This is a genomic window from Bradyrhizobium sp. SZCCHNR1051 (assembly GCF_032489615.1).
In the GTDB taxonomy this organism is placed as follows: Bacteria; Pseudomonadota; Alphaproteobacteria; order Rhizobiales; family Xanthobacteraceae; genus Bradyrhizobium.
In genome coordinates, this window is sequence record NZ_JAUEYJ010000006.1 from 179021 (window position 1) to 194453 (window position 15433).

General features: G+C 66.4%; 16 protein-coding genes. 10 read left to right on the forward strand and 6 right to left on the reverse strand.

Translation table 11 applies throughout. The features are described from left to right. The first annotated feature begins 20 nt into the window (after window positions 1–20). Entirely contained in the window at window positions 21–641 is a 621-nt protein-coding gene (gene grpE / locus QW868_RS09305; RefSeq protein ID WP_316230397.1) for a nucleotide exchange factor GrpE, read from the forward strand. Between the two features lie 164 nt (window positions 642–805). Here grpE and QW868_RS09310 read toward each other — a convergent pair whose 3' ends face one another. Both QW868_RS09310 and QW868_RS09315 read right to left on the reverse strand, forming a co-directional pair. Then, complete coding sequence (locus QW868_RS09310) at window positions 806–1741, reverse strand: hypothetical protein (protein ID WP_316230398.1); 936 nt, start codon at window positions 1739–1741, stop codon at window positions 806–808. Window positions 1742–1950: 209 nt separating this feature from the next. Beyond that, a complete protein-coding gene (locus QW868_RS09315; protein ID WP_316230399.1) occupies window positions 1951–3459 on the reverse strand; it encodes a hypothetical protein in 1509 nt (502 codons plus the stop codon). A gap of 421 nt (window positions 3460–3880) precedes the next feature. On the opposite strand from QW868_RS09315, the gene dnaK reads away from it, so the two are divergent. The 8 genes from dnaK to QW868_RS09355 all read left to right on the forward strand — a co-directional run bounded on the left by dnaK (window position 3881) and on the right by QW868_RS09355 (window position 11150). Next, window positions 3881–5776 (forward strand): molecular chaperone DnaK, encoded by a 1896-nt coding sequence (dnaK, locus tag QW868_RS09320; RefSeq protein WP_012040546.1) that lies wholly within the window; start codon window positions 3881–3883, stop codon window positions 5774–5776. Between the two features lie 146 nt (window positions 5777–5922). Then, window positions 5923–7053: a molecular chaperone DnaJ gene (gene dnaJ, locus QW868_RS09325; protein ID WP_315740388.1), complete on the forward strand. Its 1131-nt coding sequence runs from the start codon at window positions 5923–5925 to the stop codon at window positions 7051–7053. 236 nt (window positions 7054–7289) lie between these two features. Beyond that, window positions 7290–7892, forward strand: a complete 603-nt coding sequence (locus QW868_RS09330; RefSeq protein WP_315740387.1) for a class I SAM-dependent methyltransferase — start codon at window positions 7290–7292, stop codon at window positions 7890–7892. 45 nt (window positions 7893–7937) lie between these two features. Beyond that, a complete protein-coding gene (locus tag QW868_RS09335) occupies window positions 7938–8516 on the forward strand; it encodes an NAD(P)H-dependent oxidoreductase (protein WP_316230400.1) in 579 nt (192 codons plus the stop codon). A gap of 6 nt (window positions 8517–8522) precedes the next feature. Next, a complete protein-coding gene (pyrF, locus tag QW868_RS09340) occupies window positions 8523–9254 on the forward strand; it encodes an orotidine-5'-phosphate decarboxylase (RefSeq protein WP_316163688.1) in 732 nt (243 codons plus the stop codon). 32 nt (window positions 9255–9286) lie between these two features. Next, on the forward strand, window positions 9287–9589 hold the full coding sequence (locus QW868_RS09345) for a DUF1330 domain-containing protein (protein WP_315759109.1): 303 nt from the start codon (window positions 9287–9289) through the stop codon (window positions 9587–9589). A gap of 94 nt (window positions 9590–9683) precedes the next feature. Continuing rightward, window positions 9684–10502, forward strand: coding sequence for a 4-hydroxy-tetrahydrodipicolinate reductase (gene dapB, locus QW868_RS09350; RefSeq protein ID WP_316230401.1), 819 nt, complete (start codon window positions 9684–9686; stop codon window positions 10500–10502). Window positions 10503–10526: 24 nt separating this feature from the next. After that, complete coding sequence (locus QW868_RS09355; protein ID WP_315798592.1) at window positions 10527–11150, forward strand: 2,3-bisphosphoglycerate-dependent phosphoglycerate mutase; 624 nt, start codon at window positions 10527–10529, stop codon at window positions 11148–11150. A 308-nt stretch (window positions 11151–11458) separates the two neighbouring features. On the opposite strand, the gene QW868_RS09360 is transcribed toward QW868_RS09355, so the two are convergent. The 4 genes from QW868_RS09360 to QW868_RS09375 form a co-directional block, all read right to left on the reverse strand. Then, entirely contained in the window at window positions 11459–11881 is a 423-nt protein-coding gene (locus tag QW868_RS09360; RefSeq protein ID WP_316230402.1) for a hypothetical protein, read from the reverse strand. 443 nt (window positions 11882–12324) lie between these two features. Further along, the gene (locus QW868_RS09365; protein WP_315778139.1) at window positions 12325–13224 is read right to left on the reverse strand and encodes a bifunctional helix-turn-helix domain-containing protein/methylated-DNA--[protein]-cysteine S-methyltransferase; all 900 of its coding nucleotides are present in this window, start codon (window positions 13222–13224) and stop codon (window positions 12325–12327) included. A gap of 224 nt (window positions 13225–13448) precedes the next feature. Then, window positions 13449–13664: a hypothetical protein gene (locus QW868_RS09370; RefSeq protein ID WP_316230403.1), complete on the reverse strand. Its 216-nt coding sequence runs from the start codon at window positions 13662–13664 to the stop codon at window positions 13449–13451. Between the two features lie 285 nt (window positions 13665–13949). Continuing rightward, entirely contained in the window at window positions 13950–14483 is a 534-nt protein-coding gene (locus QW868_RS09375) for a DUF2244 domain-containing protein (RefSeq protein WP_316230404.1), read from the reverse strand. Between the two features lie 22 nt (window positions 14484–14505). Between QW868_RS09375 and nth the strand changes: the two genes are divergently transcribed. After that, window positions 14506–15330 carry an endonuclease III gene (nth, locus tag QW868_RS09380; RefSeq protein ID WP_315813478.1) on the forward strand — a complete coding sequence of 275 codons (825 nt, stop codon included), beginning with the start codon at window positions 14506–14508 and terminating at the stop codon, window positions 15328–15330. Window positions 15331–15433 lie beyond the last annotated feature (103 nt).

Consider the following 15433-nt stretch of genomic DNA (forward strand, 5'->3'; position numbering starts at 1 on the left):
CCGAACTTGCGAGTCTGTCCATGACCGATCCCGACCTGCACAAGAATGATCCGGAAAACCCGGCGCAGGCCAGCGACCCCGTCGTCTCCAAGCCCTACATCATGCCCGACGATCCTGAGACCGGCTCGGCCGAGGCCCTTGCCAAGGAGGCGGCCGACGCGCGCGACAAGATGCTGCGCACGCTGGCGGAGATGGAGAACCTGCGCAAGCGGACGGCCCGTGAAGTCGCCGATGCACGCATGTACGGCATCACCGGTTTCGCGCGCGACGTGCTCGACATCGCCGACAATCTGCAGCGCGCGCTCGATGCCGTGCCGGCCGAGACCCGCGCCAATGCCGATGCAGGCCTCAAATCGTTGATCGAGGGCGTCGAGCTCACCGAGCGCTCGCTGCTCAACACGCTGGAGAAGAACGGCGTCAAGAAGTTCGATCCGACGGGAGAGAAGTTCGACCCCAACTTCCAGCAGGCGATGTACGAGGTCCCGGATTCGTCGGTGCCGTCGGGCACCGTGGTGCAGGTCGTGCAGGCCGGCTTCATGATCGGCGAGCGCATCCTGCGTCCCGCGCTGGTCGGCGTGTCCAAGGGTGGCGCGAAGGCGGCGCCCGCGCCGAGCAACGATCAGTCGAACAGCGCCGCGTGACGGTGAGCATAGGCAGGCCTTCTCCTGCCGTCCTATCAGTCCAACGAAGAAGCCACGGGCGGTGATGCCCGTGGCTTCTTGTTTGTCGGCGCGAGTTTGTAGTTCGTGTCGCGGCAAGTGGACCGCGGCCGATGAGACCGCGGCGTCCGGATACCGAGTTGGGCTTAGCCTCTCGGCTGGATGCCGTCGCGGACGGCGCGGAAGCGCGGGAAGGCTACCGACCACTGATCGCGCGGCGCGCTGCCGATGATCCGCAGCGTATTCGGCCCGCCGAAGCGCAGCCATTGCACCACGGTCACCGGCGTATTGTCCTTGCCGCTGGTGGCTTCGAGCCGGGTCTCGTAGGCCGGCTGGCCGTCGATGCGGATCGGTTCGGACATCGTGATGCGCGCTTCGCGGACGCCCGGAATGGTGGTGGCCGCCTGCTGGGCGACACGCGCGCGGTCGCCCGCCTCCGGGGCCACCCCGGCCACGAGCCCGATCACCACGAAGGGCGCGGCTTCGAAGCCCTTGTCCTCTTCGCCGTCGGCCAGGATCAAGGCACCCGGCCCGAGCGTGCGGATGGTCTTGAACCCGGAGAGCTCGGTCACCTTGAACGGCATCATCGCGAGCTGCTCGTCGACGGGAACGTCCTTGCGGACGACGGCGGAGGCGAACATCTGACGCACGGCATCGTCGGTGTAGATCCGGCTCGCGGTCTCCGGGATCTGCACGGCCACGTAGCCGGAGAAGCCGTTGCCGGGCAGGATCATCGAGTAGCGCCGCACCGGCGTGGCGCCATCCCGACCGTTCTCAACCGTGTAGTAGGCGGTGCCGGCGGCGGTCTCGATGCTCTCCGGCTTGACGTTGCCGGTCCCGGCGGGATTGGCGGTAAACGCATTCTTCACCTCGCCATAGGCGGCCGCCGGCAGTTCGGTCAGCAGCACCTTGACGCTCTGGTCCTCGGTTTCGAAGCCGGAAAACGTCTTGGCCTTGGCGAGCCCCACCAGCGGCGCGAGCCCGACGCGGACGCCGGGCGGAAATATGGCTTCGGCGGCCATGGCGGAGTGCAGCAGCGACATCAGCAGGGTAGCCGCGGCGAAGAGTCGAACGATCATCATCAAACATTGCCTCGTTGACCGAGGCCTCGCGCCGAGGCGGTCGGGGGGTCCTCGCCAGCGTGGTCTTCGGCGGCACGCTTTTAGCGGCTTTGCGCCCCCCGCAACAGGCCGGGCGCGCGGTTTTGATCGCCTGCGGCGATCAGCGCGCCCTGCGGGTCGCATTTCCCAGGTCATTTCGCCTCGAAAGGCGGGCTGATGACGGTGCCGTGCTAGCCGCGCTTCAGGATTTCGACGCCATCGACGGTCTGCACCAGCACATAGGGCGCGAGCAGAGCCCTGATCTCGGGGTCGGAACGCGCCCAGTCGCCCCAGTCGCTGTTCTGATTGTCGATCAGGACGACGTCGGGCGGTTGCCTCCGGAAGTCGGCGATGATCCCGGCGCGTTCACGTTCCACATAGGGCGCGAGCCTCTGCGCAGTCTGTGAATCGATGGTTCCGTCTTGTTGCGACCGGCGAACGATTTCCCGAACCCAGAACGCCTCCTGGCGCGAGATCCAGGTGCCATCAAGGGTCCGCACCATGGGGTGCCCGATGACCGCCGCCGCGCTGAGCACGAGCATGCTCGGGCGCGGCCCGAGCCGGGCCACCTGGGCTTCGATCTGCTGGACGTCGACACTACCATTGAACCAGAAGCAGGTCTGCACGAAGAGCACGGCGCCGGCGAGAGCGGTGGCGACACGCGGCCAGCGTCGCGCGTCGCGGCTGGCGTCGATCGCCGACACGGCAAGGCCGGCGGCAAGCAGCGCCAGCGCCACCATCGGATAGGCATGGTAGCCCCAGCCCTTTTGCTGCGCGACGAATGACACCAGGAACCCAAGTGATGCGGCCAATGTGGTGAACGATGCGGCGTCGCGCTCGTGCTGCGTGCGCTGAAGAATGAGGATGATGACTGCTGCAGCCAGCCACAGGCCCATCGGCAGGGTCACGAGGATGGTCGGCACGGGCGCCTTCAGAAGCAGATAGACGTCGCGGACCAGCGGATAGATGACCGTGAAATATTCGGGAAAAAACAGGTAGATGCACGCCGCGTTGATCAGCACCAGTGCCGCGGCGATCCAGTTCTCCAGCGCGAACAGCACGCGCCAGTCGCGCGCCTGAGCCGCGGCGGCGAGTATGCAGAAGCCGACGCTGAAGGCGAAATAAGGCTTGAAGCTCATCGTGAGGCCGGCGCTGAGACCGGCGATGAGCATGGCCGCCGGGGCCACCCGCTCGCGCCTGGCGCGCAGGATGTACACCGCGATCGCCGGCAATATCGTGATCAGGGCCAGATGTTCCCGCTGGCCGAAATCATACATCGGCGCGATCAGAAGCAGGGCGGTCGTCCACGCCGCCAGCCTGCCGTCGGCGAGGCGATGGCGCAGGGCCGATGTCCGCAGCACCAGCCATACCAGCGTCAGGGATGCCGCGGTCAGCACGAAGATCAGGATATTCGTCGCCAGCTCGGGCCTGAGATGGATCGCACGCGCCAGCGCGACGGCCAGCAGATAGACCGACCCAGCCATCGGCGGGTTCGTCTCGAGGATGTCGACGTAGAGCCGCTGTCCATCGAGCATGCGCTCGCTGACGAGGAGCCACCAGCTGACATCGACATTGAGGGGAAGGACGTACCGCAGCCACGCCGCTGCAACCACGATGGCACAGATCAGCAGTCTCGGGAACGTGGCTTGGCCGGCTTCGCGCGCGCGCTGCGGAAAGCCCCAATCGGAGTCGATGACCATGCCTCATTCCCGTCCCAGGAGTGCGGCAGGCTAGGGCCCGTGGGTTAACAACGCATTTCGGTCATTGGGGCAGATCAGCGGTACCGGATTTGTCGCACTTGTCCGCGACCGCACCCTCCTATTTCGCACGGGGCCATTCGACGTGCCGGCAGGTGGATTCGCGCAGTCGCCTCCGGTCCGAGCCGCCGTTTCGCGTCGCCGCCAATTCCGATGAGCCGCTCTGATGTCTCCATGAGGTCGTTCGGCGACGGCCGTGATTTTCGTTGGGTCGAACCCCTGGTCCGGTCCTTGCGGGCCAGTCCCCCCCTCCTATATGACGCTCATCGTCGCAATATCGCGAGCATTTGATCTGAGGGGGTTTTGGATGGGGGCGCCGTCAGGGCCCCACCCAACCTGCCGCAAAAAGAAGGAATATGAGACCATGGGAAAGGTCATCGGGATCGATCTCGGCACCACGAATTCGTGCGTGGCCGTCATGGACGGCAAATCGTCGAAAGTCATCGAGAACGCCGAGGGCATGCGCACGACGCCGTCGATCGTCGCGTTCAGTGACGATGGCGAACGCCTGGTCGGCCAGCCGGCCAAGCGCCAGGCCGTGACCAACCCCGAACGCACCTTCTTCGCGGTCAAGCGACTGATCGGCCGCCGCTACGACGACCCGATGGTCGAGAAGGACAAGAAGCTCGTCCCCTACAAGATCGTCAAAGCCGGCAACGGCGACGCCTGGGTCGAGGCCGACGGCAAGACCTATTCGCCCTCGCAGGTCTCCGCCTTCATCCTGCAGAAGATGAAGGAGACCGCGGAAGCCCATCTCGGCCAGAAGGTCGACCAGGCCGTCATCACCGTCCCCGCCTACTTCAACGACGCCCAGCGCCAGGCCACCAAGGACGCGGGCAAGATCGCGGGCCTTGAGGTTCTGCGCATCATCAACGAGCCGACCGCGGCTGCGCTCGCCTACGGCCTCGACAAGACGAAGGCCGGCACCATCGCCGTGTACGACCTCGGCGGCGGCACCTTCGACGTCTCGATCCTGGAGATCGGCGACGGCGTGTTCGAGGTGAAGTCGACCAACGGCGACACCTTCCTCGGCGGTGAAGACTTCGACATGCGTCTGGTCAGCTACCTCGCCGACGAATTCCAGAAGGAGCAGGGCATCAACCTGCGCAACGACAAGCTCGCCCTGCAGCGCCTCAAGGAAGCTGCCGAGAAGGCCAAGATCGAGCTGTCGTCGACCACGCAGACCGAGATCAACCTGCCCTTCATCACCGCGGACCAGTCCGGTCCGAAGCATCTGACGATGAAGCTGACCCGCGCCAAGTTCGAGGCGCTGGTGGCCGACCTCGTCGAGAAGACCATCGAGCCGTGCCGCAAGGCGCTGAAGGATGCCGGCCTGACCGCCGGCGAGATCGGCGAAGTGGTGCTGGTCGGCGGCATGACCCGCATGCCGAAGATCCAGGAGATGGTGAAGCAGTTCTTCGGCAAGGAGCCGCATAAGGGCGTCAACCCCGACGAGGTGGTGGCGATCGGTGCGGCGATTCAGGCCGGCGTGCTGCAGGGCGACGTCAAGGACGTGCTGCTGCTCGACGTGACGCCGCTGTCCCTCGGCATCGAAACCTTGGGCGGCGTGTTCACCCGCATCATCGACCGCAACACCACGATCCCGACCAAGAAGAGCCAGGTGTTCTCGACCGCCGAGGACAATCAGAACGCGGTCACCATCCGGGTCTTCCAGGGTGAGCGCGAGATGGCGGCCGACAACAAGATGCTCGGTCAGTTCGACCTGATGGGCATTCCGCCGGCCCCGCGCGGCATGCCGCAGATCGAGGTGACGTTCGACATCGACGCGAACGGCATCGTCAACGTCTCGGCCAAGGACAAGGCCACCGGCAAGGAGCAGCAGATCCGCATCCAGGCCTCGGGTGGTCTGTCGGAAGCCGACATCGACAAGATGGTCAAGGACGCCGAGGCCAATGCCGCGGCGGACAAGAAGCGCCGCGAGGCGGTCGACGCCAAGAACCATGCGGACGCGCTGGTGCACTCCACCGAGAAGGCGCTGGCCGAGCATGGCTCGAAGGTCGCCGACACCGAGCGCCGCGCCATCGAGGATGCCGTCAGCGATCTCAAGGAAGCGCTGAAGGGCGACGATGCCGAGGCGATCAAGGCCAAGACCAACACGCTGGCCCAGGCGTCGATGAAGCTCGGCGAGGCCATGTACAAGCAGCAGGCCGAAAGCGACGCGGCCCGCGACGCCGCCAAGGATGACGTGGTCGACGCGGAGTTCACCGAGGTCGACGACGACAAGAAGAAATCTGCTTAACTGAGGCAGAGGCGATGATCATGACCCCCATGCCAAAGAGCGCGCTTCGCTGCTCGTTGGATGGGGGTCATTTTCGTTGGCCTCGGAACGCGCGCGACTGTCGCGCGAGCCGTTCCTGTTGGGCGAAGTTCGGGCGGGTTTGATTGATGTCCACCAAGCGCTGCTACTACGAGACCCTGGAAGTCGAACGCGACGCCGACGAGACCAAGCTCAAGGCCGCCTTCCGCAAGCTGGCCATGAAGTGGCATCCGGACAAGAATCCGGGCGATGCCTCCAGCGAAGTGAAATTCAAGGAAATCAACGAGGCCTACGAGGTGCTGCGCGACGCCGACAAGCGCGCCGCCTACGACCGCTATGGCCACGCCGCCTTCGAGCAGGGCGGCATGGGCGGCGCGCACGGCTTCGGCGCCGGCTTTGCCTCCTCGTTCTCTGACATCTTCGAGGACCTGTTCGGCATGGCCGGGCAGCGACGCGGCGGCACCGGGCGCGAGCGCGGCGCCGATCTGCGCTACAACATGGAAATCACCTTGGAAGAGGCGTTCCAGGGCAAGACGGCGCAGATCGAGATTCCGGTCTCGGTGACCTGCGAATCCTGCTCCGGCACCGGCGCCAAGGCCGGCACCAAGCCGAAGACCTGCTCGATGTGCGGCGGCGCCGGCCGCGTGCGGCAGGCGCAGGGCTTCTTCACCCTGGAGCGGACCTGCCCCGGCTGTCACGGCCGTGGCCAGATGATCGAGGACCCCTGTCCGTCCTGCTCCGGCTCCGGACGCGTCACCCGTGACCGCACGCTGTCCGTCAACATTCCCCAGGGCGTCGAGGACGGCACCCGCATTCGTCTTGCCGGCGAGGGCGAGGCGGGGTTGCGCGGCGGACCACCCGGCGATCTCTACATCTTCCTGTCGCTGACCCAGCACGAGTTCTTCCAGCGCGACGGCGCCGACCTGCATTGTCGGGTGCCGATCTCAATGGTGACGGCGGCGCTTGGCGGCGAGTTCGAGGTGCCGACGATCGACAAGGGCAAGACCAAGGTTAAGATTCCCGCCGGTGCGCAGTCCGGGCGCCGGTTCCGGATCGCGGCCAAGGGCATGCCGGTGCTGCGCTCGCGCCAGACCGGCGACATGTATGTCCAGATCGTGGTCGAGACGCCGCAGAACCTGACCAAGAAGCAGCAAGAGCTGCTGGCCGAGTTCGAGAAGCTGTCCTCGGGAGCGACCCAGCCCGAGGCGGCTGGCTTCTTCACCAAGGTCAAGGATTTCTTCGGCAAGGCGGCGAGCTGAGCCGTGAGTTCAAGCAAGCACGGCCGGGTGGTTTCGCCGAATGACTTCGGGATTCATGTGTCGAGCCAATTTGCTGCTTTGCACATGCAAAAAATTATCGAATGCAACTGTAAGAGCGCGGACCCGCCAGCCTTAATCGTACGTTACGGTTCGGCTTGACCGCCCCGCCTGCGCCCTATACGTCTTTGTGACTCTTTTCTGACATCGCCGTGAAGACGGTCCCGTCTGGTACTGAGATGCCCTTGCAAACGTCCGTGCGTGCGTCGAAAAAGCCTCTCCGTCTGGACGACGAAGTGCGCTTCCTCCGCTCATGGATCGAAAAGCCGCTGCACATGGGCGCCGTCATGCCGTCGAGTCGGCTGCTGGCCCGCACGATGGCGCAGTACGTCGATCCGCACGGGACAGGCCCCGTCATCGAGCTCGGACCGGGCACCGGCGCGATCACCAATGCGCTGGTCGAACATGGGATCGATCAGAAGCGGCTGGTGCTGGTCGAGTACAATCCGAGTTTCTGCGCCCTGCTGCGCGATCGCTACCCGCAGGCCAAGGTGGTCCAGGGCGACGCCTATCGCCTTCGCGACACGCTCTGGAACGTGCTGGGCGCCCCGGCCTCCGCCGTCGTCTCCGGCCTGCCGCTCGTGACCAAGCCGATGCTGACCCGCATGAAGCTGATCCGCGATGCGTTCGCGGCGATGTCGCCGAATGCGCCGTTCGTGCAGTTCACCTATTCCGTCGTGCCGCCGATTCCGAAGTCGCTGCCCGGCGTCACCACGCAGGCATCCGAGCGCATCTGGATGAACCTTCCGCCGGCGCGCGTCTGGGTGTATCGCAAGCCCTGACCGGCGGCCGCGATCCTTCGTGGCGGGTCGTTGACCGACCTCACGATGTCCGCGCTGAAGATCCTCATCATCCCCGGTTCGACGCGGGTCGGCTCGCACAACGCGAAGCTCGCCGCGGCAGCCGCCTATCAGTTCGTGCAGGCCGGCGCCGACATCACCCGCATCTCGCTCGCCGACTTCCCGCTGCCGATCTACGACGCCGATCTCGAGGCCCAATCGGGCATTCCACTTCACGCCGTGAATCTGACGCGCATGATCGGCGTTCATCATGCCGTGCTGCTGGTGACGCCGGAATACAACGCCTCGGTGCCGCCGCTGCTGAGCAACGCCATCACCTGGATCTCGCGCGTCGACGAGCCGCCGGGCAGCCGCGGCGCGGTGCTCCGCAGCAGGCCGTTTGCGATCGCCGCGGCGTCCGAGAACCGCTTCGGCGGCATCCGCGCGCTTGCCGCGTTGCGGCTGATGCTGACCGCCTGCAACGCGACGGTGATCCCGGGCCAGCTTGCGCTGGCCTGCGCCGACAAGGCCTACAACGACATGGACCGGCTCAAACTGCCCGCCGACATCACGGCGCTCGACGCCCTGGTGCGGGAGCTGATCGTTGTCGCGCAACATACGATGTGAGGTGACATGCCGACCGAGATTGCTCCCCGCGACCGCCTGATCGTGGCGCTCGATCTGCCGAGCGTGGCGGATGCCGAAGCCATGATCATCAGGCTCGGCGACGCCGTGACATTCTACAAGATCGGCATGGAGCTGACCTATGCCGGCGGCCTCGGCCTCGCCGAACGGCTTGCGGCCGAGGGCAAGCACGTGTTCATGGACCTCAAGCTGCACGACATCCCGACCACCGTCGAGCGCGCCACCCGGCAGATCGCCAGGCTCGGCGCGCGCTTTCTCACCGTGCACGGCTTCTCCCAGAGCATGAAGGCCGCGCTCGCCGGCGCCGCCGGCTCCAGCCTCGAGCTGCTCGCCGTCACCGTGATGACGTCCTACGACGATGCCGACCTCGCCGCCGCCGGCTACGCCATGGGCGTCAAGGAGCTCGTGGCGCACCGCGCCAGGCAGGCCAAGGAGATCGGCATCCACGGCCTGATCCTGTCGCCCGAGGAGACCGAGCTGGTGCGCCCGCTGGTCGGCCCTGACATGCAGCTCGTCACCCCCGGGATCCGCCCGGCGGGATCAGACGTTGGCGACCAGAAGCGCATCATGACCCCGGTGCTGGCGATCGCCGGCGGCGCCGACCGCCTCGTCGTCGGCCGCCCGGTCACCGCCGCCGCCGATCCGGCAGCGGCCGCCGAGAGCATTGTCGCCGACATCGCCAGCGCCGTCGCGCTGGTCGGCAAGACCAACCGAACCTGAGCAAGGCGACCGAGAGCAAGGAGACGACAGGGATGCCCAAGGCCTATTGGATCGCGCGGATCGACGTGCACAACATGGACGGCTACAAGGACTACGTCGCGCAGAACGGCGCCGTGTTCCACCAGTACGGCGCCAAATTCCTGGTCCGCGGCGGCCAGTACGAGACCAAGGAAGGCACCTCGCGCTCCCGCAACGTCGTGATCGAGTTCAAGGACTACGCCACCGCGCTGGCATGTTACAATTCTGCCGAATACCAGCGGCTGGTGGCGATGCGCGCGCCGCATTCGCAAGGCGACCTGGTGATCATCGAGGGCTATGACGGCCCGCAGCCCTGATCGCCGCCCGCCCCGACCACCCGCGACTTGGCCACGCTCGGTTGCCGCCGCTATCAGCCCCGGCTATAGCCCTTGAAGGGGCGGAGGAGTTAACATGTCCAAGATGCGCTTGATCGTTGCCGGAGCCGGTGGCCGCATGGGCCGCGCCTTGGTGCGCGCGATCGCCGAAACCGACGGCGCCGTGCTGGTGGGCGCGCTCGAAGCTCCGGGCTCGGAGCTGATCGGCAAGGACGCCGGCGTTCTCGCCGGCCTGCCCGCCAACGGCATCACACTGTCGGGCGACCTCTGGACCATGTCCGCCGAGGCCGACGGCATCCTCGATTTCACCGTCCCGGCCGCGACCATCGCCAACGTCGCCATCGCCGCCGAGCGCGGCCTCGTCCACGTCGTCGGCACGACCGGCCTGTCCGCGTCGGACGACGCCGTCATCAAGAGCGTCACCAAGCGCGCCGTCGTCGTGCAGTCCGGCAATATGAGCCTCGGCGTCAACCTGCTGGCGGCACTGGTGAAGCAGGTGGCGAAGTCGCTCGATGCCGGCTTCGACATCGAGATCCTCGAGATGCATCACAAGCACAAGGTCGACGCGCCCTCCGGCACCGCGCTGATGCTCGGCCGCGCCGCCGCCGAGGGCCGCGGCATCGCGCTCGACGAGCATTCCGCGCGCGGCCGCGACGGCATCACCGGCGAGCGCCGCAGCGGCGACATCGGCTTCGCCTCGCTGCGCGGCGGCACGGCGGCGGGCGATCACAGCGTCATCTTCGCCGGTCCCTCGGAGCGGCTGGTGCTGTCGCACCAGGCCGAGGACCGCATGATCTTCGCCCACGGCGCGCTGAAGGCGGCGCTGTGGGCGCATGGCAAGCCGCCGGGTTACTACACGATGGATGACGTGCTCGGCCTCAAGGACCTTTTCTAGTTCAACGTCGATGGAAGCGAACTGATGAGCGAACGTCTCCTGGTGCTGGTGCGCCACGGCCAGAGCGAGTGGAATCTGAAGAACCTGTTCACCGGCTGGAAGGATCCGGACCTGACCGAGCAGGGCGTGGCCGAGGCCAAGGAGGCCGGCCGCAAGCTGAAGGCCCAGGGCCTGACCTTCGACGTCGCCTTCACCTCGGTGCTGACGCGCGCCCAGCACACGCTCGACCTGATCCTGACCGAGCTCGGCCAGACCGGCCTGCCGACCAGCAAAAACCTCGCGCTCAACGAGCGCGACTATGGCGACCTCTCCGGCCTCAACAAGGACGACGCCCGCGCCAAATGGGGCGAGGAGCAGGTCCACGTCTGGCGCCGCTCCTACGACGTCCCCCCGCCCGGCGGCGAGAGCCTCAAGGATACGCTGGCCCGCGCGCTGCCCTACTACGTCCAGGAAATTCTCCCCGGCGTCCTGCGTGGCCAGCGCACATTGGTCGCCGCCCACGGCAACTCGCTCCGCGCCCTGATCATGGTGCTGGAAAAGCTGACGCCGGAGGGCATCCTGAAGCGCGAGCTCGCCACCGGCGTGCCGATCATCTACCGGCTGAATGCGGACTCCACGGTGGAGTCGAAGCTGGATCTGGCGGGCTGATCGCGCGCCCAAAGCGTTCCGTCTCCGATGCTCCCGCATCGCCTTGAGAACCATGAGGCCAAGGTCCGGGCCTCGCCCTTCGAGACGCCCGCCTGCGGCGGGCTCCTCAGGGTGAGGGGCGTAAGTTGCTCCGGAGATCGACCCTTCCATGAGCACGCTGCTCATCGTCAATTCGCAGCTCCGAATGCGAAGCCGCCCCTCATGGTGAGGAGCGTCGCCCTTGCGACGCGTCTCGAACCATGAGGCCCGCGACGATGCGGAGGGAATCGGCCAGTGCGATCACCGGCACGCCGATCTTTCTCCCCGATTCACATCTCAAACAGCCCCGCCCACGGCCCCACGATCTCGCGGCGCATCTCGCCCGAGCCCTGCTTCAACCATGTCCCTCCGAACATCGAGAGGGCGCGGGGAATGCCGGATGCTGGCCGCACCCATGGCCCGCCTGCAGAAAAAAAGCAGGCGGCAGTCACCACAGGTCCAGCCGGAACAACCGGCATTCCCCGCGCGACGGTCTTAACGCTTATACGCAGTCTCCCTGGTGCGCCGGGCTTGTTGGCCACCATCACCACGCGGCGCGCTCTGCCGCCCTCGCGGCTTGATACCAGCATCGGGGTATCAGGACCCTGCGACTTCACGTCCGCAGCCAGCCGTTCGTCGGCGCGTCCGGAGACACGCTGCGGCAGATCGCGGCCATCGCTCCCCGCCTCGCGTGTCGTGACGATCGCGCGCAACGCCCCTCTCGTCGAGGCGGGATGGGCGGAGATAATCATAAATTCTGTAAAGGCGCAATAGGATTATTTTTATCCGAATTTGTCGCCATGCCAGTCCGTGTTTGACCGCCCCGATTACTTTCGCCGCGTTCGCTCGGCCTTTCCGTCAGGGTGCGTTGCGAGTAGGGCCGACGTCGTATCAATGGACAGCCTCACCAACCGATGAGGTTACTAGATGCAACTCGCCCCTTGGTTAACCGCCCTGTCGACTGTCCAGAACGGTTGGTCGTTCGCCGCGTTTCTCGTCCTGCTAGCCATCTGGCTTGCATTACGTCGGACCTGACGGCGGTGGCCGCCGCGTCTTCTGACGTCAGATTCCGGGGCTCGTACGTCCGCCTTCGCTCTTCGAGCTACGGTGGACGCGGCGTGTGCCCCGGAATGACGGTGGATGTGACGCAGGAGGACTACCCCATCCCCACCTGCCCCGCTTCCCACCCAAGCATCGCCTGCTTGCGTGTCAGCCCCCAGTGATAGCCCGTCAGCGCTCCGCTCTTGCCGAGCGCGCGATGGCACGGCACGACGAACGAGATCGGGTTCTTGCCGACCGCGGCGCCCACGGCGCGCGAGGCCTTCGGGGACTCCAGTCGCGTCGCGATGTCGGAGTAGCAGACGGCGCGGCCCATGGGGATCTTGAGCAGGGTTTCCCAGACGCGGACCTCGAAGTCGGTGCCGATCAGGACGACGCGCAAGGGCTGGTCGGGCCGCCACAGGGTCTTGTCGAAGATGCGCTGGGCGAGGCCGGCGGTGCCGGGGACGTCTTCGATATAGGTGGCGCGGGGCCAGCGGCTCTTCATGTCGGCGAGCGCGGAGGCCTCCTGGCCGGGATCGGCGAAGGCGAGGCCGGCGAGGCCGCGCGGGGTGGCCATCACCAAGGCCATGCCGAACGGGCAGGGGTGGAAGCCGTAACGAAGCGTGGTGCCGGCGCCGCCGGTCTTCCATTCGCCGGGCGACATCGCCTCATGGGTGACGAACAGGTCGTGCAGGCGGCCGGGGCCCGAGAGCCCCGAGTCGAGTGCGGCGTCGAGCACGCTGGCCGAGCCCTTCAGCAGGCCCTTGGCGTGGTCGAGCGTCAGCGCCTGCATGAACGCCTTCGGCGTCAGTCCGGCCCAGCGCCGGAACAAATGATGCAGCTCGTCGGGCGTCAGGCTGGCGGCGTCGGCCATGTCCTCGATGGTCGGCTGCCGGCGCCAGTGTTCCGAGATGAAGGCGATCGCGCGGCGCACCGCGTCGTAGTCGCGCAGCGCCGCCGTCTGTTGCGGGCCCGGCTTGGCCAGGGCGGAATCGTGAATGGCGAGGGTCATCATGGGCTTGGATGTAGGGCGGCCGGGGCGGGTACTCCACCCGATTTCTGATCGGGGGGCTATGGCGAATGTGATCGGCTGGGCTGATCGTTTCGGGCCTCATGGTTCGAGACGCGCCGCTTGGGCGGCGCTCCTCACCATGAGGGTCAAGCGCCGCAAACGGCCGCTGCACGCAAAACCACGAACACGCCGACAGCGTGTTCATGGCGAGGGAATGGACCACTGCTTCATCTTATCGCCTTGGGGTCTCTTTGCGGGCGAAGGTCTTCCCCCCCGAAAGCCGTTCTGCGCGCTGAGAGAGCCTGCAGCGCATCGAGATCGCCGCGGATCAAGGCCTCTTTCTTGGCGCGACTCCATTTCTTCAGGCGGCGTTCGCTTTCGATGGCATCCGTGATCCGCTCGAGCCACTGCGAGTAGAGCAGTTTGACGGGACGCCGGGTCAACGTGTACCCGCCGAAGGTCCCGTCATTATGCTGGGCGACCCTCAGCTCCAGCGATGTCCCTCGTGGTTCCGACGTACAGGCGTCCGTCGGCGCAGAGCACGATGTAGAGATACGCGCCTTCGGTCATGACGATCCTCGTGCCCTGTCTCTCCTCACCCTGAGGAGCCCGCCGAAGGCGGGCGTCTCGAAGGGCGAGGCCCGTGCTGTGGCCTCATGGTGCGAGACCCAAGGACGGCCGCGGGGTTGCTCCTCGTTCCCCAGGGGAGTGCTGGCCGAGATAACGCCCTACAGCGGATTGTACAGCGGCCCGCGTTTCGCGGCCTGCAGCCCCGCCGTCAGCGCCTTGGCGAAGCTGGCCTTTTCCTCCGGGCCCAGGAAGCTCGCGATCGCCACGCGCTGGCCGCGGGCGACGAGGTAGAGGCGCTCGATGCCGAACTCCTCGTGGGTTTCCTGGTCGAGCCGCACCCAGAGCGGGTTGAAGCGCCATTCCATGACGTGGCCCTTGTGGCTGACGCGGCGCAGGCGCAGCTCCGTCAGGGTGATCGAGACGTCCTCATAGGCGTTGGCGCGGCGGAAGTTGACCTTGAAGGCCCAGTAGATCGCCAGCGCATCCAGGCCGAAGAAGCCGAGCACCGGCCAGGCGCCCATCATGAGCGAGGCGAGGCCGCCGATGAAGCTGATGGCGCAGACCACCACCATCAGCACCAGAAAGCCGGTGCGGCTGAGCGAGCGATGCGGCGTCAGCCGGGCTGCGAACAGCTCGGGATCAGCGGCGTCGGTGTCGGTCTCCTGATACGCAAAAGCGTTGCCTGGCGTCATGGGGCCTCAGTATACCCAGATCATGGCCAAAATCACCCGCCCCCAACGCGCCAAGCCGGCGCCGGTTCGCAGCCCCTTGAACAAGGCCGCTCCCAAGGCCGCTCCCAAGTCAGCCCCTAAGGCCGCCTCGAAACGGGCCGTCAAGAAGGCTCCGACGGCCAAGCCGAAGAGCCCTGCCCGGCCGGTCAAGAGAGCGTTGAGCGCGGCCAGGCCCTGGACCCCGGCCGAGATCCGCGAGGCCTTCAGCCGCTTCGCTCAGGCCAATCCGGAGCCGAAGGGCGAGCTCGAGCACCTCAACCCCTACACCCTGCTGGTCGCCGTGGTGCTGTCGGCGCAGGCGACCGACGCCGGCGTCAACAAGGCGACGCGGCCGCTGTTCGCCGTCGCCGACACGCCGCAGAAGATGATCGCGCTCGGCGAGGACAAACTCCGCGACACCATCAAGACCGTCGGCCTCTACCGCACCAAGGCCAGGAACGTGATCGCGCTGTCGCAGAAGCTGATCAGCGAATTCGGCGGCGAGGTGCCGCGCACGCGCGCCGAATTGGAATCGCTGCCCGGCGCCGGCCGCAAGACCGCGAACGTCGTGCTCAACATGGCGTTCGGCGAGCACACGATGGCGGTCGACACCCATGTGTTCCGCGTCGGCAACCGCACCGGCTTGGCCCCTGGCAAGACGCCGCTGGAGGTCGAGCTCGGGTTAGAGAAGGTGATCCCGGCCGAGTTCATGCTGCACGCGCATCACTGGCTGATCCTGCACGGCCGCTACACGTGCCTGGCGCGCAAGCCGCGCTGCGAGCTGTGCCTGATCAAGGACCTCTGCCGCTGGCCCGAGAAGACCGCCTGATACGTTGTGCGTGACGAACGGTTTCGCCTGAGAACGCGTTTGACAGTCACTATTGTGTCACGGCGCGACGCCGTCTCACCATGGCCGGGCCACATCGCCGCCC